Origin of the sequence: Nonomuraea pusilla (assembly GCF_900109355.1) — a bacterium.
Taxonomy (GTDB): domain Bacteria; phylum Actinomycetota; class Actinomycetes; order Streptosporangiales; family Streptosporangiaceae; genus Nonomuraea; species Nonomuraea pusilla.
Genome location: NZ_FOBF01000003.1, coordinates 220,555 through 241,572, shown reverse-complemented (window position 1 = coordinate 241,572; position 21,018 = coordinate 220,555). Strand labels below are relative to the sequence as shown.

Here is a 21,018-nt window from a genome sequence, read left to right as displayed (position 1 = left end):
GGGGACTCACGGTGACGCAGTACCACTACCAGGACCAGTCCGCGCAGCCCGCCCAGCCGCCGCCGGCGTACCAGCAGCAGGGGCCGCAGCAGCTCGCCGGGCAGTTCGCCCAGCGGTTCCAGATGCTGGCGGCGACCATCGAGCAGGTCATCAGGGGCAAGCGGGAGGCCGTCGAGCTGGCGCTGATCTGCCTGTTCGCCGAGGGGCACCTCCTGGTCGAGGACGTCCCCGGCACCGGCAAGACCACGCTGGCCCGCTCGATCGCCGCCGCCGTGGACGCCGAGTGGCGGCGCGTCCAGTTCACCCCCGACCTGCTGCCCAGCGACATCACCGGCGTGTCGATCTTCAACCAGGCGCACCAGAAGTTCGAGTTCCACGAGGGCCCGGTCTTCGCCAACATCGTGCTGGCCGACGAGATCAACCGCGCCTCGCCCAAGACGCAGTCCGCCCTGCTGGAGGTCATGGAGGAGCGCAGGGTCACCGTCGACGCCGAGCCGCACCCGGTGCCGCGGCCCTTCCTCGTCGTCGCCACGCAGAACCCGGTGGACATGGACGGCACGTACCCGCTGCCCGAGGCGCAGCTCGACCGGTTCCTCATGAAGATCTCGGTCGGCTACCCCGGCCACGCCGCCGAGGTGGAGGTGCTCAAGGGCGTGCCCACGGGCCTCCAGCTCGACCGGCTCCAGGCCGTGGCGCGCGCCTCGGACGTGGCAGGGATGATCGACTTCGCCACGCGCGTGCACGTCGCCGACCCCGTCTACGACTACATCGTGGCCCTGTGCGGCGCCACCCGCACCAGCCCCCACCTGCGGCTCGGCGCGAGCCCCCGGGGCAGCCTCGCGCTGCTGCGCGCCGCCAGGGTGAAGGCGGCCGCCGCCGGACGGCACTACGTGGTGCCCGAGGACGTCAAGGCGCTGGCCGTGCCCGTGATCGCGCACCGGCTGATCCTCACGCCCGAGGCCGAGCTGCGCGACGTCACCGCCGCCGCCGTGCTCGGCGAGATCCTCGCCGGGACGCCCGTTCCCCAGGCGGCGTAGTGCTGACCCCGCTGGGCTGGGGCACGCTCGCCGCCTCCGCCGCGTTGTACGCCGCCGGCTTCCTGCTCGGCTACCCGGAACCGGTCGTGCTGGCCACCGGCGGGCTGCTCGCGCTGGCCGCCGCGCTCGCCTGGACGGCCCCCGCGCCGAAGCTGGAGGTCGGCAGGGAGGTCACCCCGTTGAAGGTGCCGCGCGGCGACGCCGCGGTGGCCGTCCTGACCGTGCGCAACCTCGGCCGCGGCCTGTCCGGGCTGCGCGCCGAGGACCGCATCGGCGAGGCGCGGCACCTGGTGGACCTGCCGAGGCTGCCGAGGGGCGGCACCCGCGTGGTGTCGTACCCGCTGCCCACGGGCGCGCGCGGCGAGATCCCGGTGGGGCCGCTCCTGCTCGTGCGCGCCGACCCGTTCGGCCTCGCCCGCAGGGTCAGGGAGTACGGGCGGCCGGCCACCCTGCTGGTGCGCCCCCGCACGGTCCCGCTGCCGGTGCCGCCCTCCGGCAGGGCGCACCACCTGGAGGGACCGGCCGGCGACAGCGCGCCCGCGGGCACCACCACCTTCCACACCCTGCGCGAGTACGTCGTCGGCGACGACCTGCGGCACGTCCACTGGCGCTCCAGCGCCCGCACCGGCACGCTCATGGTCAGGCGGCTCGTGGACGCGAGCCTGCCCGTCACCACGGTCGTCCTCGACACCCGCGCGCCGACCGAGGTCGCCGTCGACGCCGCCGCGTCCGTCGCCGTGGCGGCCGCGCGGGCCGGGTTCCCCGTGCGGCTGCTCACCGGCGAGGGCCCGCTGCCCGACGGCGGACCCGGCCCGGAGGCCGTGCTCGACCGGCTCGCGCTCGTCGGGCCGGGGACGGCCGGGGTCGCGGAGGCGCTGCGCGCCGCGCGGGGCGGCGGCTCGCTGGTGCTCGTCACCGGCGACCCGGACGCGGCCGGCCGGGCCGCCGGCGTGCGCCGCCGCTTCGACCGGGTGATCTGCGTCCTCGTGGGCGGGGCGCGGGCGAGCGTGCCCGGCGTGACCGTCCTGCCGATCAGCGCCCTGGACGACCTGCCCCTCGCCTGGAGGACCCCGTGACCGCCCGCCGGCCTCCGGAAGGGGGGCCGTGGTGGCGGCGGGTGGCCGAGGCGGCGGTGGCGGCGGCGCTCGCGGGCGCCGCGGGATGGGGCTTCCACCGGGTCTTCCCCGGCGGCGCCCTGCTCCCCGTGATCGTCCCGGCGGCGGTGGCCCCGGCCGCCGTGGCGGTGCTCGCCCGGCGCGGGCCGCTGTGGCTGGCGCTGGCGCTCGACGTGGCGCTGTGGTGCGCCGGGACGCTGCCGCTCTACGGCGGCCTCGCCCCGGGGGCGCCCGCCGACCTGGTCGACGCCTGGCAGGCGCTGCTCACGACGCTCCTGCCCGCCCAGCCCGAGCCACGGCTGCTGATCCTCGTCCACACGCTCGTCTGGGCCGCCGCCCTGACCGGCGCGGAGACGCTGGCCCGCACCCGCACCAGGCTGGCCGCCGTGCTGCCCGCCCTCGCCGTGTACGTCCTGGCCCTGCTGCTCGGCGTGAACGGCGAGGGCTCCAACCTGCCCGTGGCCGCCGCGCTGCTCGTGCTGGCCGCCGTGCTGGCGCTGCTGCGCGACGGGCGGTCACCGGTGTGGCTGCTCGCGGGCACGCCCGCCGCCGCCGCGCTGGCCGCGCTCGCCCTCGTCGCCGGCCCGCTGCTGCCCGTCGCCGCCCGCCCGTACGACCCGCGGCAGGACGCCGACCTGCCGCCCCCGGCGCGCGTGGACAGCGTCAGCCCGCTCGACCGGGTCTCGGCCTGGCTGCAGATCCCCGGCAGGGAGCTGTTCACCGTCAGGGCGGACCGGCCGCTCAACTGGCGGCTGGCCGTGCTCGACCGCTACGACGGGGTCCGCTGGACGTCCGGCGCCCGCTTCCAGCCCACCGGCGGCCGGGTCCCGGCGGACGAGTGGACGGGCCGGGCGCGCGAGGTGCGCCAGACCGTCACCGTCGAGGGGCTGCCCGGTGCCTGGCTGCCCGCCGCCGAGCGGCCCGCCCTGGTCGAGGGCGTCGCGGGCCTGACCGCCGACCCCGACAGCGGGGCGCTGCTCGCCGCCGCCGCGCCCGGCAGGGGGGCGCGGTACGAGGTCACGTCGCGGGTGCCGGAGCCGTCCAAGGAGGAACTGCTGGCGGCCAGGCCGGCGGGCGGCGACCCGGCGCTGACGGCCTTCCCGCCGGGCCCGCAGGAGGAGCTGTTCCGCAGGCTCGCCCAGGAGGCGGCCAGGGGCGCGGACGCGCCGATCAGGCAGGCGTACCGGCTGCAGAACCACCTGCGCACGAGCGCCCGGTACGACGTCACCGCGCCTCCCGGGCACTCGCTGAAGAGCCTGGAGTTCTTCCTGCGGACCACGCGCCGGGGCACCTCGGAGCAGTTCGCCTCGGCGTTCGCGCTCATGGCAAGGACGCTCGGGCTGCCGTCACGGGTGGTCGTCGGGTTCCGTCCGGGGGAGCCGTCGGGCGGGGTCTACCACGTCCGCTCGGGTCACGTGATGGCGTGGGCGGAGATCAGGTTCGAGGGCCTGGGCTGGCGGCCGTTCTACCCGACGCCGGGACGCAGCGGCGCCAAGGACGACCACGAGGTGGTGTCGTCGGCCATCGAGGAGAGCGAGCGGCTGGAGGGCGAGTTCGCCAAGGGCGGCACCGGCGGCGACCAGGAGCGGCCGCGGGACCGGCCGGTGGGCGGCGAGGAGGCCGCGGAGGGGCCGTCGCCGTGGCTGCTCGGCGGCGCGGCGGCCGGGCTGCTGCTCGCCGGGTACGCGGCCGCCGCGCTGGCGCTGCCGTGGTGGCGCAGGAGGTCCAGGCGCGCGGCGGCGTCGCCGGGCGCGCGGGTGCTGGGCGCGTGGCTGCAGGCCTGCGACGACCTCGGGCTGAGGGACGGGCACGCGCTGACCGCGGCCGAGGTCGTCGCCCGCCATCCGGGCGACATTTCCACGCACCTACAGCCATTGGCCGAAATTTCGAACTACGTGCGGTATGCCCCGGACGGTGGCACCGAGGAGGCCGCCGGCCAGGCGTGGCGGCACAGTGACGCCGTCCGCCGCGCCGTCCGCGCCTCCACCCCGCTCCCCGCCCGCCTCCGCCGCCGCCTCCTCCTGAGATGACCCCCGGCGACCACCGCCGGCGATGATCCGGAGGAGAGCCGCTGGAGGTCCGAGGGTGCGGGGCGGCGGGGAGGTGGGGGACGGTGCGAGGCTGCGGGGGCGGCGGGGAGCTGGGGGACCGTGCGAGGGTGCGGGGCCGGTGGGGAGCTGGGAGGATCGCGGGATGAGAAGCGTCAGGGCCCAGCTGCTGCACCGTCCGGCCGGACGGACCGTGGGCGAGGTGGTGCGGCACCTGGCCGCCGTCCAGGCCCAGGACCTCACCGCCGCCGCCCTGGCCTTCCGCGCCCGCTCGCCCGGCCTGACCGCCGCGGACGTCGCCGCCGCCCAGGAGTCGCGCGAGATCGTCCGCACCTGGGGCCCGCGCGGCACCCTGCACCTGGTGCACCGCGACGACCTGCCCTGGCTGCACGCGGTCACCACGGGCGGCGCCACGAAATGCGCGGCAGGCCCGAAAGGCACCGCAGGCACCGCAGGCACGGCAGGTGCGGCAGGTGCGGCAGACACGCCAGGTACGGCAGGAGCGGCAGGCCCGAAAGGCGCGGCCGGTGGGCTCGCGGGCACGCTGCGCCGCCTGCGCGAGGAGGGCGTCACGGGCGACGACCTGCTGCCGCTGATCACGGGCGTCCTGGAGGGCGAGGGGCCGCTCACCAAGGCCGAGCTGGAGGAGCGGCTCAAGGGCAGGGCGCGCGGGCAGGGCGTCGTCCACCTGGTCGCGCTGGCCGCCCGCCACGGCCTGGCCGTCCTGGGCCCGCCCAGGGCCGGCAAGCCCACGTACGTCCACGCCGCCGACTGGCTGGGCGGGCCGGTCGTCGCCGAGCCCGACAGGGAGCGCGCGCTCAAGGAGCTGGCCGTGCGCTACCGGCGCGCCCACCACCCGGCCGCCCCCGAGGACCTGGCCGCCTGGTCGGGCCTGCCGCTGGGCGAGGCCCGCGCCGCCTGGCGGCTCGCCGCCGAGCCGCCGCCGCCCGAGCCGGACGAGCCGGGGGCGCGCCTGCTGCCCGCGTTCGACGAGTACCTGCTCGGCTGGCGCGGCCGTGAGGGCGTCGTGCCCGCCGCGCACGCCGCCGAGGTGCACCCGGGCGGCGGGATCATCAGGCCCGTCGTGCTGGTCGACGGCGTCGTCCTGGGCGTGTGGACGCGCAGGGGCGAGCGGGCGGAGGTGCGGATGTTCGGCGGGCAGGAGCCGCCCCAGGGGCTCGACGCGGAGGTCGCGGACGTGCGCCGGTTCCTGGCGGCGCGGCCGGTCAGAGCCAGTCGCGGCGCTTGAACACCATGTAGAGCACGAGGCAGACGACGGCCATCAGCACGATCGCGAACGGGTAGCCGAACGCCCAGTGCGTCTCGGGCATGTGGTCGAAGTTCATGCCGTAGATGGTGCCGACCAGGGTGGGGGCGAACAGGATGGCCGCCCAGGCGGAGATCTTCTTGACCTCCTCGCCCTGGCGGATGCTGGCCTCCGTCATGCGGGCCATCTCGGCGTTCTGCGCCTGCGTCACCAGGGTCGAGTTGACGAGCAGGATGTCCTGGAGCATCTGGCGGAAGGCGGAGATGCGCTCGGTCACGGTGATCGCGTGGTCGGCCACGTCGCGCAGGTAGCTCTGCAGCTCCTCGTTCACGCCGTACTTGGCCGAGCCGGCGATGAACCCGTTGATCATCGGGACGAGCGGCGCCGTGGCCCGCTGGAACTCGATGACCTCGCCCGACAGCTCGTAGACGCGCCGCGACACCGAGGGGTCGCCGCCGAAGACCTCGACCTCGATCTCCTCGATGTCCTTCTGCAGCCCGGCGACGACCGGCGCGTAGCCGTCGACCACGGCGTCGAGTATCGCGTAGAGCACGGCCTGCGGGCCCTGCCTGAGCAGCTCGGGGTCCGACTCCATGCGCTTGCGCACGGCCGACAGGTCGGGCGCCTCCGCGTGGCGCACGGTGATGACGAAGTCGGGCCCGACGAAGACGTGCACCTCGCCGAAGGCGACCTCCTCGGCCTCGTCGAGGTAGCGGGCGGCGCGCAGCACGACGAACAGCGTGTCGCCGTACCGGTCGGCCTTGGGGCGCTGCGAGCCGACGATGGCGTCCTCCAGCGCCAGCTCGTGCAGCTCGAACTCCTCGGCGAGCTTGACCAGCTCCCATTCCTTCGGCCGGTACAGGCCGATCCAGGCCATGCTGCCCGGCATCTGCTTGAGCCGTTCGAAGGCGTCGGCCAGCGAGCCGGGGTTGTCGACGCGCTGGCCGTCCTGGTAGATCGCGTTGTCGATGACGGTCGGCCGGTAAGGGGCTTCCTCGGTGGCCCGGGGGTCCATCGAGTGCTCGGGCGCCTCCGCGCGGGTGTCACGTCCGCGCCTGAACCCCTTCACCCTGGCCATGCCGTCCCTCCTCAGCCCTGGGACGGCAGCGCCGCGCGGAACTCGGCCAGCTGCTGCGCCGCGCGGTCCCTGATGGTCTTGCGCCACATCGGCGTCCAGCCGAACAGCAGCCCGTGCGGCCGGCCGAGCGCCATCTTGGACCAGCGTCTGAAGTCGAACTCCTCGTGGTGGCGGACGATCACGTCGTCCTCGAACCTGAAGAGGGCGTCGACCTCGCTGACGACCTGGCGTCCCGTGGTGGAGAAGGTGTAGCGGGCCGTCCAGCGGGCGGTGCCGGTGTGGTCGTCGGCCCGCACGTCGCGGTAGTCGGCCTGCAGGCCGCTGCGGACGCCGAGCTTCAGCCGCCACATCGCCATCACCTTCTCGCGCCCCTCGACCTCCTGGAAGACGGGGTCGCCGAAGCTGACGTCGGGGTGGTAGCAGCGCTCCATCGCCGCCACGTCAGCGCGGCGCAGAGCCTCGAAGAATGCGCTAATCAGCGCAACGTGCCGATCGTTCACCTTGCTCATCAGATCATTGCCGCGCCGTTGTGCCAGCACACAGCCCGCAACCACCCGTCACCCAGGTCGAGCCTGGCGAGCGCGGCGAGCTGATGGGCATAAGGGTACGGGATGGTAGGAAAATCACTGCCGAGCACTACCTTCCCAGCGATTCCCAAATCACGCAAAGCCGGGCGTAGTCGGGCGGGAAACGGCATGCGCTCCTCCGAGAAGTCCGTGAACGCCATGGTCGTGTCCAGTGCGACCCGCTCGTACCGGAAGGCCAGCTCGAAGAACGGGTCGTACTCCGGCATGCCGAGGTGCGCGATCACCACGCGCAGGCGCGGGTGCCGGCGCAGCACGGCGGCGATCGGCTCCGCCCCGACGAACCCGCCGGGCACCGGCACCGAGCTGGCGTGCACCACGACCGGCGCCCCCGAATCGGCCAGCAGCCCCCACACGCCGTCCAGCTCGGGCAGGCGGGGGTCGAAGGCGCCGACCTGGAGGTGCACCTTGAAGATGCGCGCCCCGGCGGCGAGCGCGTCCTCCACGTACGCCGTGACGCCGGGCTCGGGGTAGAAGGTCGCCGACGGCAGGCAGCCGGGCGTGCGGCGGGCGAAGTCCAGGGTCCAGGCGTTGAGATCGCGGGCCATGTCCGGCTTGTGCGCGTACGCGAGGGCGGGGAAGGAGGTCACGCCCAGCTCCCGCAGCCGCGCCACCCGCTCCTCGGCCGTCCCCCGGTACGTGATCGGCCACCCGCCGCCCACGAGCGGGCCGCCGTGGTCGAAGTGGTGCCAGACCCGGCGCTCCATCCGCTCGGGCAGGAAGTGGACGTGCAGGTCGATCAGGCCCGGCAGTCCCAGCGACCGCCACCAGTCCCGCACCCCCGCGTCAGAATCTTGTTCTGTGACCACGCCGGTGACTCTACCCCTATAGGTTTTTCCTCGATGGACAAGCTCTGGGCCCACCTGATCGAGGTTCAGCCCGACCCCGACCCCTGGGTCGTGCTGGTCTCGGCTCTCGTCGCGCTCGCGATCGTCGGCTTCCGCCTGCCCTGGCAGCTCTCCAGGGGGCTGATCACGATCGCCCACGAGGGCGGCCACGCCCTCATGGCGCTGCTCACCCGGCGCAAGCTCGAAGGCATCCGGCTGCACTCCGACACCTCGGGCGTGACCGTCACCAGGGGCAGGCCGCACGGCCCCGGCATGGTCCTGACCGCGATGGCGGGCTACCTCGCGCCGTCCTTACTGGGGCTGGCCGCCGCCTGGCTCACCGAGCAGGGCCGCGTCACGCTGCTCATCTGGACGGTGCTGCTCTTCCTCGTGTGCATGCTCCTGCTCATCCGCAACCTGTACGGCGCCCTCATCCTCCTCGCCACCGGCGGCGCGGTCTTCGCCCTGTCGATGTACGCGCCCTCGCACGTGCAGCAGGCGGCGGCGCTGGTGGCGGTCTGGTTCCTGCTGTTCGGCGGCGTGCGCCCGATCCTGGAGCTGCAGCACAAGCGGCGCAGGCGGCAGGCCCGCGACTCCGACGCCGACCAGCTCGCCCGGCTGACGGTTCTCCCCGGCGGCTTCTACGTCTTCTTCTTCCTCCTGGTCTCGGTGCTCTCCATCGCCTTCGGCGCCTACCTCATGAACCCCCTCCCATAACGAAATTTCACACTAAACTCACCCCGGTAACAGGGGGGAGATCCGTGCTGCCAGTCGAGGAGGTGCCCGGCTACCGGGTGCTCGATCAGGCGGGCCAGGGGGGCTTCGCCGTCGTCTACCGCGCCTACCAGGAACGCCTCGACCGGGTCGTGGCACTGAAGGTCCTGTCGGTGGACCGCGTCGACCAGCGCACCCTGCGCAGGTTCCAGCGCGAGCTCCAGCTCACCGGACGCCTCACGGGGCACCCCAACGTCGTCACCGTCTTCGACACCGGCGCCACCCGCTCCGGCAAGCCGTACATCGCGATGGACTTCTTCGACAACGGCTCGCTGCGCGACAGGGTGCGCAAGGAGGGGCCGCTGCCGGTGCCGGAGGTGCTGCGGACGGGCGTCAAGCTGGCCGGCGCGCTCGCGGCCGTCCACGAGGCCGGCGTCCTGCACGGCGACATCAAGCCGCAGAACATCCTCATCTCCCGGTACGGCGAGCCCGCCATCGCCGACTTCGGCGTGGCCAGGGTCGTCGACTCCTCCGAGGTGTCGGCCACGTCGCAGGCGTTCACCCCGCTGCACGCCGCCCCCGAGGTGCTGACGGGCCACCCGCACTCGGCGTCCACCGACGTCTACTCGCTGGGCTCGACCCTCTACCACCTGCTCGCCGGGCAGCCCGCCTTCCACAACCCGGCAGACCCGTCGATCGCGCCGCTGATGTACCGCGTCCTCAGCCTCGAACCGCCGCCCGTCACGCGGCCCGACCTGCCGCCCGCCGTGCTCGCGATCGTCCTGCGGGCGATGGCCAAGCAGCCGGAGTCGCGCCACGCCTCCGCCCGGGAGCTGGCGCTGCGGCTGCGCGAGGCGCAGGCCGAGCTGGGCCTGCCGGTGACGGACCTGGTGGGCCAGGACCCGCCCCCCGCGCCCGCGCCGCCGCCCCGCCCCCACCCCATCGCGCCGCCCCCGCTCTCCGCCGCCGGGCCGTCCGGCTCCCGGGCGCCCGCCGTTCCCGCGCCGCCCTCGGTCCCCGGGCCGACCGGCTCCCCGGCGCGCGCCGTTCCCGCGCCGCCCGCAGGTCCGTACGTGACCGGGGCCCGCCTGCCCCTCCTGGAGGGGACGTCCGGGCCGGGGGAGCGGGCCGTCTCAGGGGAGACGGCGCCCGGCGAGGGAGCGCGGCGGACAGGGCCGGGCGGACGCGGGCGGACGCGCGGCCTGTTGGTCGGCGGTGTCGCCGGCGCGGTCGCGGTCGCCGTCGCCGGCGCGGCCGTGGCCGTGCACCTGGCGCTCCAGCGCGCCGACGGGCCCGAGGCCGGACAGCCGCGGACGTCGCAGCAGCCGCAGGCCGCCCGCCAGACCCCCGGCCCCGGCCGGACCGGTGAGACCGCCCCGCCCGTGACCAGACGGCAGATCATCGCCATGACCCCGCGCAGGCTCAGGGTGACCGCCGACCGCGGCTCGCTGGTGGAGCTGCAGTGGACGCTCCCCGCCGCCGCCCGCCGCTACCCGGTGGTGCTCCAGCGCTCCCCGGCGGCGGACGGCGGCCCGCTGACCGCGCTCGGCCAGGGCGCCACGACGGCCAAGGTCGCCGGGCTGGACGCGGGCACCGGCTACTGCTTCGTGGTGGGCGTGCCGCTGAACATCGCGGAGAAGTCCACCGTCGCCTGGTCGAAACCGGCCTGCGTCAGAGGGGCGACCGCCGGGTAGCGGGCGGCCGCCAGGGGCGCGAACCGCGACGCGGCGAACGGCTGCGGCTCAGCCGAGGAGCTTGCGCGCCGCCTGCTCGATCTCCTCCTCCGACAACAGGACATGGTCGGCCGCCCTGCCCAGCGGGATGAAGCTGTCGGACGACGTCACCCGCGCGATCTGCCCGGTGAACCCGGCGTCGAGCAGCTCGGCCACGATGCCCTCCGACACGCCGCCGGTGTGGCGGGTCTCGTCGGCGATCAGCACCTTGCCGGTCAGCTCGGCCGCCTGCAGCAGGTCGTCGACCGGCAGCGGCGCCAGCCAGCGAAGGTCGAGCACCCGGCAGCTGTAGCCCTCCTGGGTGAGCCTGACGGCGGCCCGCAGGCTCATGCGCACCCCGTTGCCGAACGTCACGATCGTCAGGTCGCGCCCGTCGCCGTACGAGCGCGCCCGGCCGATCGGCACGTGCGTCTCGCGCCAGCGCGTCGGCGGCGCGTACGGCGCGAGCCACCCGCCGTCGCCGTCCTCGAACAGGTCTCTGGTGTGGTACAGCGCGATCGGCTCCATGTAGACGCAGACCGAGCCCTCGGCGCGGGCCGCCGCGAGGCAGGTGCGCAGCATGGCCGCGGCGTCGTCGGGCCGCGCGGGCGAGGCGATGACCAGCCCAGGGATGTCGCGCAGCGCCGTGACCGAGTTGTCGTTGTGGAAGTGGCCCCCGAACCCCTTCTGGTACGCGTACCCGGCGACCCGGACGACCATCCCGTTGCGGTACGCGCCGCGCGAGAAGAACGACAGCGAGGCCGCCTCGCCCCGGATCTGGTCGAGCGCGTTGTGGAGGTAGGCGAGGTACTGGATCTCCGGCACCGGCAGCAGGTCGGACACCCCCGCGCCCAGCGCGAGCCCGAGGATCGCCTGCTCGTCGAGCAGCGTGTCGAAGACCCGGGCGAGGCCGAACCGCTTCTGCAGGCCCCGCGTGACGCCGTAGACGCCGCCCTTCTTGGCGACGTCCTCGCCGAACACCATCATCTCGGGGTAGACGAGCAGCGCGTCGGCGAGCGTGCGGTTGATCGACTCGGCGAGCGTCATCGCCTTCTCGGTCTCGGGCAGCTTGCCGGCGAACGTCTTCTCCCTGGCCGCGGGCTCGCCCGCCGTGGGGCTGATCCTGGCGACCAGCTCGGGGTCGCGCGGCGCGATGGGCTGCATGATCTCGGCGGCCGACGCCAGGCGCGGGCTGCGGGTGGTCTCCAGCGCCGTGCGCAGGATGTGCTCGCGGGTCGACTCGTACGTCTTGAGCAGCTCGTCGGGCGTGACGAGCCCGGCCTCGACGAGCAGCGTCGCCCCGCGCACGAGCGGGTCGCGCTCCAGGTCGGCGCGGATCTCGCGCTGGGTGCGGTAGGCCACCTCGACGTCGGACCCGGCGTGGCCCATGAGCCGCACGGTGGCCAGGTGCAGGAACGCGGGCGCCCGGTGGGTGCGCACGTGCTCGGCCGCGCGCACCGCGGCGTCGTACGCGGCGACGAGGTCGCAGCCGTCGGCCGAGAAGTACTCGATGCCGGGCCGCCTGGCCGCGGCCTCCACCCACCCCTTGGGGGTGCGGACGCTGATGCCGATGCCGTTGTCCTCGCACACGAACAGCAGCGGCAGCGGCTGCCCCTGGTAGGTGGCGTAGGAGGCGGTGTTGAAGCCGGACAGCGCGCTCGCGTGGTTGGCGGAGGCGTCGCCGAAGCTGCACACGGCGATGGCGTCGTCGGGCCAGGCGGACCTGACCCCCAGCGCGCGGGCCCGCTCGATGGCGAACGCCACGCCGACGGCCCTCGGCAGGTGGCTGGCGATCGTGGAGGTCTGCGGGATGACGGCCAGCTCGGGGTGGCCGAACACCTTGTGCCTGCCCCCCGCGATCGGCTCGTCGGAGGCGGCGGCGAGGCCCTTGAGCACGTCGCGGATGCCCTGCTCGGGCAGCCGCCCGGCCTGCTCGGACCTCGTGAGGTAGAACGCGCCCGACCGGTAGTGCAGCAGCGCGGGATCGCCGGGACGCAGCGCGGCGGCCACGGCGGCGTTGCCCTCGTGGCCGGCCGAGCCGATCGTGTAGAAGCCTTCGTCCTGCTCGCGCAGCCACCGGGCGGCGATGTCGAGCAGGCGGCTGTCGAGCTGGCGTTGGAAGAGCGTCAGGCACTGGCGCCCGGTCATCGTGGTGCCGTCGCGCACGGGGAGGGCCGGATCGCGTGCCGGGCCCGCCTTCAGTGCCGCAACCGCTTCGAGGAAATGAGTCTCAACAGTGTCGCGCGCCACACCTTGATTATGTCTGTCCTTCACCCTCCGCGTCTGCCGGACGCCGCCGAGATGTCGCGCGGGTGTGCGGCGGGCCCGGGGCGGGGCCCGCCGCAGCCGGGAGGAGGGGGGTCACTCGGCGCGCTTGAACTCCGCCACGCCGACCGCGAGCAGAGCCAGCCCGAGCGCCGCCACCACGCCCAGCTCCAGCGCCACGGGCACCTGGAAGCCGCCCCACCGCACGCCGGGGTTCAGCACGGCGTTCACCTGCGCGGGCACGTCGATGTGGGAGAAGACGGCCTGCCGCATCGGGTCCACCGCGTACGTCATGGGGTTGACCACGGTGAGGACGTGCAGCCAGGACGGCAGGTTGGCCAGCGGGAACATCGCCCCCGACAGGAACATCATCGGCATGATGGCCATCTGCATCAGGCCGAAGAAGGTCTGCATGTTCTTCATCCGCGCGGCCAGCATGACGCCGAACGCCGTGACGGTGAAGGCCGCGAGGAACATCTCGGCCAGCAGCGACAGCATCAGCCCCGGCGAGTACGGCACCCCGACCAGCCCGGCCATCGCGAGGATGACGACGCCCTGGCCGGTGGCGACCACGGCCCCGCCGAGGCACTTGCCCACCACGATCGCCCCGCGCGAGACCGGCGCGACCAGCATCTCCCGCAGGAACCCGAACTCGCGGTCCCACACGATCGAGCCGGCCGAGAACATGCCCGTCATGATCACCGTCATGGAGATCATGCCGGGGTACATGAAGGTGCGGTAGTCGATGCCGGGGATGGCGCCGCGCACCAGCGAGCCCAGCCCCGTGCCCATGACGAACAGCCACAGCACCGGCTGCACCAGCATCGACAGCATGCGGGTGCGGTCGTTGACGAACCGCAGCATCTCCCTGTGGAGCACTATCTTGACCGCGCGCAGGTCGTGCCCGGCGCCCCTGGCCGGCACCGCGATCCTGATCGCCTCCGTCGTCGCCATGACTATCGCCTCGCCATCGCTCTCATCCACGCGTTGCCGGCGCCGCCGGCCTCGGCGTCGCGGATCGTGGAGCCGGTGTAGGACATGAACACGTCGTCGAGCGACGGGCGTGCCACGCTGACCGCCCTGATCGGCATGCCCAGCTCGGCGAACAGGCGCGGCACGAACTCCTCGCCCGAGGCCACCGAGAACGTCACCGCGCCGTCGCGCACCGCCGCCTCCAGCCCGAACCTGTCGCGCAGCGCCGCGATCGCCCTGGCGTCGTCGGCGGTGTGGATCTGCACGCGGTCCTCGCCGACGCCGGCCTTGAGCGCCTCCGGCGAGTCGACCACCACGATCTCGCCGTGGTCGATGATCGCGATGCGGTCGCAGTACTCGGCCTCGTCCATGTAGTGGGTGGTCATGAAGATGGTGATGTCCTCCAGGCGGCGCAGCTCGTTGATGTAGCCCCAGATGGCCGCGCGGGTCTGCGGGTCGAGGCCCACGGTGGGCTCGTCCAGGAACAGCACCCGGGGGGAGTGGAGCAGGCCGCGGGCGATCTCCAGGCGCCGCTTCATGCCGCCGGAGAACGTCATCACCTTGGCGTCCTTGCGGTCCCACAGGGCCACCATCTCCATCACCTGCCGGATGCGGTCGCCCATCACGCTCTTGGGGACCCCGTACAGCTCGGCGTGGAAGCGCAGGTTCTGCTCGGCGCTGAGGTAGCCGTCGAGCGTCGGGTCCTGGAAGACGAGGCCGATGTTCCTGCGCACCTCGTCGCGCTCCCTGACCACGTCGTGGCCGGCCACCTCGGCCGTGCCGCCCGTGGGGTTGACCAGGGTGCAGAGCATGCTGATGGTGGTGGTCTTGCCGGCGCCGTTGGGCCCGAGGAAGCCGAACACCTCGCCCGGCGCCACCTCGAAGCCGACGCCCTTGACGGCCTCGACCTTGCCGTAGCTCTTGCGCAGGTCGCGTACGACGATCGCAGGTCCGGCCGTCATCAGTCCTCCGCCAGGATCTGGAAGACGGACCTGCGGGTCCGCTTCAGCAGCTGCTTGGCCTCGGCGACCTGGCGGTCGTTGGCCGTCCTCGTCAGGTGGACGAACGCCTCCGACAGCTGGCCCCACAGCAGGCGCAGCTCGTGGCGGTCCTCGGGGACGCTCCTCGCCACCTCGTCCCACGGGGCCTCGTCGGGGCGCTCGGCGACGTGCTCGCGTCCCCGTTCGGTCAGCCGGTACGTGCGGCTGCTTCCCGACTCGTCGCCGACGACCAGGCCCTCGTCCTCCAGCTGCTGGAGGGCGGGGTAGACGGAGCCGGGGCTGGGGCGCCACACGCGGCGGCTGCGCTCCTCGATGTCGAGGATCATCTGGTAGCCGTTCCTCGGGCCCTCGGCCAGCAGGGCGAGCAGCGCCGCCCGCACGTCGCCGCGCCGCACCTTCGGGCCCGCCTCCCAGGGCGCCGGCATGGGCGGGGGCCCTGGAAGCACCGGCGGGGGGAACGGGGGCGGAGGGGGAGAGGGGACGTCCCAGAAACGCGGGTCGTTCATCGTGACCTCCAACTATCAAGATATCTTGACGATATATCTAGATAATTGGCACAAGCAACCCACTTCGCCTGACTTTTCAGGGGGTCAGGGGTGCGTGGCGTCCGCGGGCGCGATGCTCGCCCTGGTGGTCATGGCCGCGTCCAGGGGGAGGGGGTAGGGGCGTTCGCGAGGCAGGAGGGCGCTGACGTCGCGGCCGGCGGCGAGCAGCCCGCGGATCTCGCGGACGCGGCCGGTGACGTCGCTGATCCCGACGGTCCACTCGTCGGCGTAGCGGCGCACGGCCTCGCCGGACAGCCCCACCTGGATCGACCGGTACGGCAGGGGGTGGTGGTGCGGATCGCGCTCCGGGTCCCACTGGACGCGCACCGGGCTCTCGCGCAGGCGCCTCCTCCAGCCGGCGGCGTCCTCGCCGTCGGCCGGGTGGCTGAGGCAGGAGTGCCGCAGCGCCCACGCGAAGCCCTCACGGGTGATCTCGACGGCCAGGACCCTGGTCTGCCCCGGCTTCTCCGCCCAGCCGCAGCGGTACATCATCCAGAGGAAGGACGGCTTGATCCAGGTCATGCGCTCGCGCTTGAAGGGCGGGACGAAGCGCTGCGCGGCGACGGCGGGGCCCGCGACAGCCGGGTCGTACGCCTGGTAGACGGTGATGGTGTCGTCGGTGAAAACGGCGCGGATCTGCCGATAGGGGACGTTCACTCCATCGAGCATGACGAACGCCGCTCTCGCCGGGCAACGGGTTTATCCAGTTAGTCGGCGTTAACCTCGGGGGCCGCGACGGCGGCGTCCAGGGCGGTGCGCGCCATGGCGTGCAGGAGGGGGCGCATGGCCTGCGGCGGCAGCTCGCCCGCGCTGTGCGGGGTGGAGTTGAGCAGGCCGAAGACCGCATGCGTGGCGGCGCGCAGGCGGGCGGCCGGGCAGGACGGGTGCAGCTCCGCCAGCACCGTCACCCACTCCTCGACGTAGAGCCGCTGCAGCCGCCTGATCTGGCGGCGCTCGCGCTCGGGCACGTTGCCGAGCTCCCTGTCGTGCACGGTGATGAGCGCGGGCTCCTCGATGGCGAACGTGATCTGCACGCCGAGCAGCGCGTCGAGCGTCTCCTCCGGGCCGCCCGCGTACGTCACCGCCGCGGCGGCCGACTCCCGCAGGCGCGAGCTGACGTCGAGCAGCATCTCCGACAGCAGTGCGTCCTTGCCGCTGAAGTGCCGGTAGAGGGCGGGCCCCGAGACGCCGACGGCGCCGCCGATGTCCTCGATGGAGACGCCGTGGAAGCCGCGCGCGGCGAACAGCCGCGCGGCCTCGCGCAGGATCTCGGCGCGCCGGTTGCCGCGGGTGCGGGGAACGGGAGTCGGGACGGTCGTCACATCTCACATACTAGACGGTTACGTTAATGATGACTAACATTTCGGACATGAGAGGGGAGTCATGAGCGACTGGCCGGTACTCACCTCGGCCGCCGATCCCGGCGCCGAGGCGTACAAGCGCAACGCCGAGATCAACGAGCGGCTCGCCGCCGAACTGCTCGAACGCCTCGCCGTCGCCGCGCGCGGCGGCTCCGAGCGGGCGCGGCGGCGCCACGTCGAGCGCGGCAAGCTGCTGCCGCGCGACCGCGTCGACGGCCTGCTCGACCCAGGCTCCCGCTTCCTGGAGCTGTCGCCGCTCGCCGCCCACGGCATGTACGACGACCAGGCGCCCGCCGCCGGGATCATCACCGGGGTCGGCAGGGTCGCGGGGCGCGAATGCGTGATCGTGGCCAACGACGCCACGGTCAAGGGCGGCACGTACTACCCGATGACGGTCAAGAAGCACCTGCGCGCGCAGGAGGTGGCCCTGCACAACCACCTGCCGTGCGTCTACCTCGTCGACTCGGGCGGCGCGTTCCTGCCCAGGCAGGACGAGGTCTTCCCCGACCGCGAGCACTTCGGCCGCATCTTCTACAACCAGGCCACGATGTCCGCCCGGGGCATCCCGCAGATCGCCGCCGTGCTCGGCTCGTGCACGGCGGGCGGCGCGTACGTCCCGGCGATGAGCGACGAGGCGGTCATCGTGCGCGGCCAGGGCACCATCTTCCTGGGCGGCCCGCCGCTGGTGAAGGCCGCGACCGGCGAGGAGGTCACGGCCGAGGAGCTGGGCGGCGGCGACCTGCACGCCCGGGTGAGCGGCGTGACCGACCACCTGGCAGAGGACGACGCCCACGCGCTCGCGATCGTCCGCGACATCGTCTCCACGCTGGCGCCGAAGGCGGCCCCGCCGTGGGAGAGGGCCGCCGCGGAGGAGCCCAGGCACGACCCGCGCGACCTGTACGGCATCGTCCCCGCCGACACGCGGCAGCCGTACGACGTGCACGAGGTCATCGCGCGGATCGTCGACGGCTCGCGCTTCCTCGAGTTCAAGGCCGAGTACGGCTCGACGCTCGTCACCGGCTTCGCCCACATCCACGGCCACCCGGTGGGGATCGTCGCCAACAACGGCATCCTGTTCAGCGAGTCGGCGATGAAGGGCGCCCACTTCATCGAGCTGTGCGACCGGCGGCAGGTGCCGCTCGTGTTCCTGCAGAACATCAGCGGGTTCATGGTCGGCAAGGCGTACGAGGCGGGCGGCATCGCCAAGCACGGGGCGAAGATGGTCACGGCGGTGTCGTGCGCCAGGGTGCCGAAGCTCACGGTGATCATCGGGGGCTCGTTCGGCGCGGGCAACTACGCGATGGCCGGGCGGGCCTACTCGCCGCGGTTCCTGTGGATGTGGCCGAACGCCCGCATCTCGGTCATGGGCGGCGAGCAGGCCGCGAACGTGCTCACGACGGTCGGCGACGCCGACCCCGATGCGATCCGGGCGCAGTACGAGCACCAGGGCAACCCATACTACTCCACGGCCCGGCTGTGGGACGACGGTGTGATCGACCCGCTCGACACACGTACCGTCCTGGGGCTGGCGCTGTCCGCGGCGGCCAACGCCCCGCTCGAACCTGTCGGCTACGGCGTCTTCCGGATGTGACGGAGTGACCATGTTCGACCGCGTCCTCATCGCGAACCGGGGCGAGATCGCCGTCCGGATCATCCGCACGCTGCGCGCGCTGGGCATCGGCTCGGTGGCCGTGCACACGGCGTCCGACGCGGACGCCCGCCACGTCCGCGAGGCCGACACAGCCCTCCAGGTCCCGAAATATCTGGATATGGAGGCGATCGTCGCCGCCGCCCTGGCCTCCGGCGCCCAGGCCGTCCACCCCGGCTACGGCTTCCTCGCCGAGAACGCCGCGTTCGCCCGCCGCTGCGCCGAGGCCGGGCTCGTCTTCGTCGGCCCGCCCGCCGCCGCCATCGACGCGATGGGCGACAAGATCCGCGCCAAGGCCACCGTGTCGGCCGCCGGAGTGCCCGTGGTGCCCGGCGGCGCCGAGCCGGACGACGCCCTGGAGCGCTGGGACGACTTCCCCGCGCTCATCAAGCCGTCCGCCGGAGGCGGTGGCAAGGGCATGGTGCTCGTCAGGTCGGCCGCCGAGCTGCCCGACGCGCTGGAGTCGGCCCGACGCACCGCGCGCGCCGCCTTCGGCGACGCCACCCTGCTCATCGAGCGGTACGTCGAGAACCCCCGCCACATCGAGATCCAGGTCCTCGCCGACACGCACGGCAACCTGGTCCACCTGGGCGAGCGCGAGTGCAGCCTCCAGCGCAGGCACCAGAAGATCATCGAGGAGGCGCCGTCGCCCTTCGTCGACGCAGCCACGCGGGCCCGCATGGGAGCGGCGGCCGTCGAGGCGGCCAGGGCCGTCGGCTACACGGGCGCGGGCACCGTCGAGTTCATCGTCGACGGCACCACCGGCGCGTACCACTTCATGGAGATGAACACCCGCCTGCAGGTGGAGCACCCCGTCACCGAGCTGGTGACCGGGCTCGACCTGGTGGAGCTCCAGCTCAGGGTGGCGGCGGGCGAGCCGCTGCCGTTCGGCCAGGACGACGTCCGCCTCGACGGGCACGCCATCGAGGCCCGCGTCTACGCCGAGGACCCGGCGCGCGGCTTCCTGCCGAGCGGCGGCCGGGTGCTCGCGCTGCGCGAGCCCGCCTCCCCCGGGACTCCCGCCGGACGCCCCCGCGAGATCGTGCGCGTGGACTCCGGGCTGGTCGAGGGCGGCACCGTCGGCAGCGAGTTCGACCCCATGCTGGCCAAGGTCGTCACCTGGGCGCCCGGCAGGGAGGAGGCGTATCGCGCGCTCGACCGGGCGCTCGCCGCGACCGCCGTGCTCGGCGTCGTCACCAACGTGCCGTTCCTGCGCGCGCTCGCCGCGCACCCCGCCGTCCGCGCGGGCGAGCTCGACACCGGGCTCGTCGAGCGGGTCCTGCCGGAGCTGCTGCCCGAGGCGGGCCCGCCCGCCGACGCCCTGGCCGCCGCCGCGCTGGTCTTCCACGCCATGCCCCAGGGCGGAGACCCGTGGGAGGTCACCGACGGCTGGCGCGTCGGCGAGCCGGCGTGGACCACCTGGCGGCTGGAGACGCGCGACGGCGTCCACGCCGTACGGGTGCGCGGCCTGCCCGAGCGCTCCGCCGAGGTGCTGTCCGAGAGCGCCGGGGAGCCGGGGGAGGAACGGCAGGAGCCCGCCTCCGTCCGCAGGTCAGGCGCCGCCCTGGCCGTGACGATCGGCGGGCGCACCCTGCACTACCTGCACGCCCGCACCGGCGACACCCTCTGGCTCGGCAGGGACGGCGCGTCCTGGAGCTTCACCCGCCACCTCATCGGCGACCCCGGCGACCGGCCGGGCGCGGCGGGCGCGGGCGACGGCGTCGTCAGGAGCCCCATGCCGGGCACCGTGCTCGTGGTGAAGGCGCAGCTCGGCGAGCGGGTGAGCGAGGGGCAGCCGCTCGCCATCGTCGAGGCCATGAAGATGGAGCACACGGTCACGGCCCCCCGCGACGGCGTCGTCTCCGAGCTGCCCGTCCAGGCGGGGCAGCCCGTCGAGATGGACGCCGTGCTGGCCGTCGTCACCCCTGAGGAGGCGTGATGCCGTACCCGATGGAGGGCCTGCCGCGGCGGGTCACCGTGTACGAGGTGGGCCCGCGCGACGGGCTGCAGAACGAGGCCGCGATCGTCCCCGTCGAGGTCAAGGCCGAGTTCATCGACAGGCTCGCCGACGCCGGGCACACCGTGATCGAGGCCACCAGCTTCGTCCACCCGCGCTGGGTGCCGCAGCTCGCCGACGCGGGCGAGCTGCTGACCCGGCTCGACCGGCGGCCCGGCGTCCGCTACCCCGTGCTGGTGCCGAACGAGCGCGGCCTCGACCGCGCCCTGGAGCACGGCGTGACCGAGATCGCCGTCTTCGCCAGCGCCACCGAGACGTTCGCCGCCAAGAACCTCAACCGCACCCTGGACAGCCAGTTCGAGATGTTCGAGCCGGTCGTGTCCCGGGCGCTGCAGCACGGTGTTCAGGTGCGCGCGTACGTCTCCATGTGCTTCGGCGACCCCTGGGAGGGGCCGACCCCCATCGAGCAGGTCGTCGCCGTCGGCGAGCGGCTGCTCGGACTCGGCTGTCACGAGCTGTCGCTCGGCGACACCATCGGCGTCGGCACCCCCGGCCACGTCACCGCGCTCATCGAGGCGTTCGGCTCGCCCGAACGGCTCGCCGTGCACTTCCACGACACCTACGGGCAGGCGCTCGGCAACACGCTGGCCGCCCTGCGCGCGGGTGTCACCACCGTCGACGCCTCCACCGGCGGCATCGGCGGCTGCCCCTACGCCGAGTCCGCCACCGGCAACCTCGCCACCGAGGACCTCGTCTGGATGCTCGAAGGACTCGGCATCGAGACCGGGCTCGACCTGGACAAGCTCGTGTCCACCAGCACCTGGCTGGCCGACCGCCTGGGCCGCCCCAGCCCGTCCCGCGTCGTCCAGGCCCTCGCGAAAGGCTGA

18 protein-coding genes are annotated in these 21,018 nt (G+C 73.7%); 9 read left to right on the top strand and 9 right to left on the bottom strand.

Going from position 1 to position 21,018, the window contains the following annotated elements; translation table 11 throughout:
* The first annotated feature begins 11 nt into the window (after positions 1-11).
* From BMX74_RS07095 to BMX74_RS07080, 4 genes are all read left to right on the top strand, one after another.
* Positions 12-1,037, top strand: coding sequence for an AAA family ATPase (locus BMX74_RS07095; protein WP_337959839.1), 1,026 nt, complete (start codon positions 12-14; stop codon positions 1,035-1,037).
* Positions 1,037-2,113: a DUF58 domain-containing protein gene (locus BMX74_RS07090; protein WP_055505776.1), complete on the top strand. Its 1,077-nt coding sequence runs from the start codon at positions 1,037-1,039 to the stop codon at positions 2,111-2,113. The genes BMX74_RS07095 and BMX74_RS07090 overlap by 1 nt, the downstream gene beginning before the upstream one ends.
* Entirely contained in the window at positions 2,110-4,182 is a 2,073-nt protein-coding gene (locus BMX74_RS07085; RefSeq protein WP_143078578.1) for a transglutaminase TgpA family protein, read from the top strand. The genes BMX74_RS07090 and BMX74_RS07085 overlap by 4 nt, the downstream gene beginning before the upstream one ends.
* Positions 4,183-4,345: 163 nt before the next feature.
* Positions 4,346-5,449 (top strand): DNA glycosylase AlkZ-like family protein, encoded by a 1,104-nt coding sequence (locus BMX74_RS07080; RefSeq protein ID WP_143078577.1) that lies wholly within the window; start codon positions 4,346-4,348, stop codon positions 5,447-5,449.
* Here the strand turns inward: BMX74_RS07080 and BMX74_RS07075 are convergent.
* The 3 genes from BMX74_RS07075 to BMX74_RS07065 are packed head-to-tail and all read right to left on the bottom strand — an operon-like array spanning position 5,427 to position 7,938.
* Positions 5,427-6,545, bottom strand: a complete 1,119-nt coding sequence (locus BMX74_RS07075; RefSeq protein WP_091099122.1) for a magnesium and cobalt transport protein CorA — start codon at positions 6,543-6,545, stop codon at positions 5,427-5,429. The genes BMX74_RS07080 and BMX74_RS07075 overlap by 23 nt on opposite strands.
* An 11-nt stretch (positions 6,546-6,556) precedes the next feature.
* The gene (locus tag BMX74_RS07070) at positions 6,557-7,054 is read right to left on the bottom strand and encodes a nuclear transport factor 2 family protein (protein ID WP_055505772.1); all 498 of its coding nucleotides are present in this window, start codon (positions 7,052-7,054) and stop codon (positions 6,557-6,559) included.
* Entirely contained in the window at positions 7,054-7,938 is an 885-nt protein-coding gene (locus BMX74_RS07065) for an amidohydrolase family protein (RefSeq protein ID WP_256256812.1), read from the bottom strand. Before BMX74_RS07065 ends, BMX74_RS07070 begins: the two co-directional genes overlap by 1 nt.
* A 33-nt stretch (positions 7,939-7,971) precedes the next feature.
* Between BMX74_RS07065 and BMX74_RS07060 the strand changes: the two genes are divergently transcribed.
* Positions 7,972-8,673 carry a M50 family metallopeptidase gene (locus tag BMX74_RS07060; protein ID WP_091099121.1) on the top strand — a complete coding sequence of 234 codons (702 nt, stop codon included), beginning with the start codon at positions 7,972-7,974 and terminating at the stop codon, positions 8,671-8,673.
* A gap of 44 nt (positions 8,674-8,717) precedes the next feature.
* Entirely contained in the window at positions 8,718-10,364 is a 1,647-nt protein-coding gene (locus BMX74_RS07055) for a serine/threonine-protein kinase (RefSeq protein WP_177227267.1), read from the top strand.
* Between the two features lie 48 nt (positions 10,365-10,412).
* Here BMX74_RS07055 and BMX74_RS07050 read toward each other — a convergent pair whose 3' ends face one another.
* From BMX74_RS07050 to BMX74_RS07025, 6 genes are all read right to left on the bottom strand, one after another.
* Positions 10,413-12,632, bottom strand: coding sequence for a thiamine pyrophosphate-dependent enzyme (locus tag BMX74_RS07050; protein WP_055505768.1), 2,220 nt, complete (start codon positions 12,630-12,632; stop codon positions 10,413-10,415).
* A 111-nt stretch (positions 12,633-12,743) separates the two neighbouring features.
* Positions 12,744-13,601, bottom strand: a complete 858-nt coding sequence (locus BMX74_RS07045; RefSeq protein WP_055505767.1) for an ABC transporter permease — start codon at positions 13,599-13,601, stop codon at positions 12,744-12,746.
* Positions 13,602-13,603: 2 nt separating this feature from the next.
* The gene (locus BMX74_RS07040; RefSeq protein WP_091099115.1) at positions 13,604-14,581 is read right to left on the bottom strand and encodes an ATP-binding cassette domain-containing protein; all 978 of its coding nucleotides are present in this window, start codon (positions 14,579-14,581) and stop codon (positions 13,604-13,606) included.
* Positions 14,581-15,126: a PadR family transcriptional regulator gene (locus BMX74_RS07035; protein WP_091099112.1), complete on the bottom strand. Its 546-nt coding sequence runs from the start codon at positions 15,124-15,126 to the stop codon at positions 14,581-14,583. Before BMX74_RS07035 ends, BMX74_RS07040 begins: the two co-directional genes overlap by 1 nt.
* Positions 15,127-15,210: 84 nt before the next feature.
* Positions 15,211-15,822 carry a DUF4291 domain-containing protein gene (locus BMX74_RS07030; protein ID WP_055505764.1) on the bottom strand — a complete coding sequence of 204 codons (612 nt, stop codon included), beginning with the start codon at positions 15,820-15,822 and terminating at the stop codon, positions 15,211-15,213.
* 50 nt (positions 15,823-15,872) lie between these two features.
* Complete coding sequence (locus BMX74_RS07025; RefSeq protein ID WP_055505763.1) at positions 15,873-16,487, bottom strand: SACE_7040 family transcriptional regulator; 615 nt, start codon at positions 16,485-16,487, stop codon at positions 15,873-15,875.
* A 61-nt stretch (positions 16,488-16,548) separates the two neighbouring features.
* Here BMX74_RS07025 and BMX74_RS07020 point away from each other — a divergent pair, with 61 nt between their 5' ends.
* Genes BMX74_RS07020 through BMX74_RS07010 form a run of 3 tightly spaced genes read left to right on the top strand, consistent with a single transcriptional unit; the run spans position 16,549 to position 21,018 of the window.
* Entirely contained in the window at positions 16,549-18,117 is a 1,569-nt protein-coding gene (locus BMX74_RS07020; RefSeq protein WP_055505762.1) for a carboxyl transferase domain-containing protein, read from the top strand.
* 10 nt (positions 18,118-18,127) lie between these two features.
* Positions 18,128-20,113, top strand: a complete 1,986-nt coding sequence (locus BMX74_RS07015) for an acetyl/propionyl/methylcrotonyl-CoA carboxylase subunit alpha (protein ID WP_091099539.1) — start codon at positions 18,128-18,130, stop codon at positions 20,111-20,113.
* Positions 20,113-21,018 carry a hydroxymethylglutaryl-CoA lyase gene (locus BMX74_RS07010; RefSeq protein ID WP_055505760.1) on the top strand — a complete coding sequence of 302 codons (906 nt, stop codon included), beginning with the start codon at positions 20,113-20,115 and terminating at the stop codon, positions 21,016-21,018. The genes BMX74_RS07015 and BMX74_RS07010 overlap by 1 nt, the downstream gene beginning before the upstream one ends.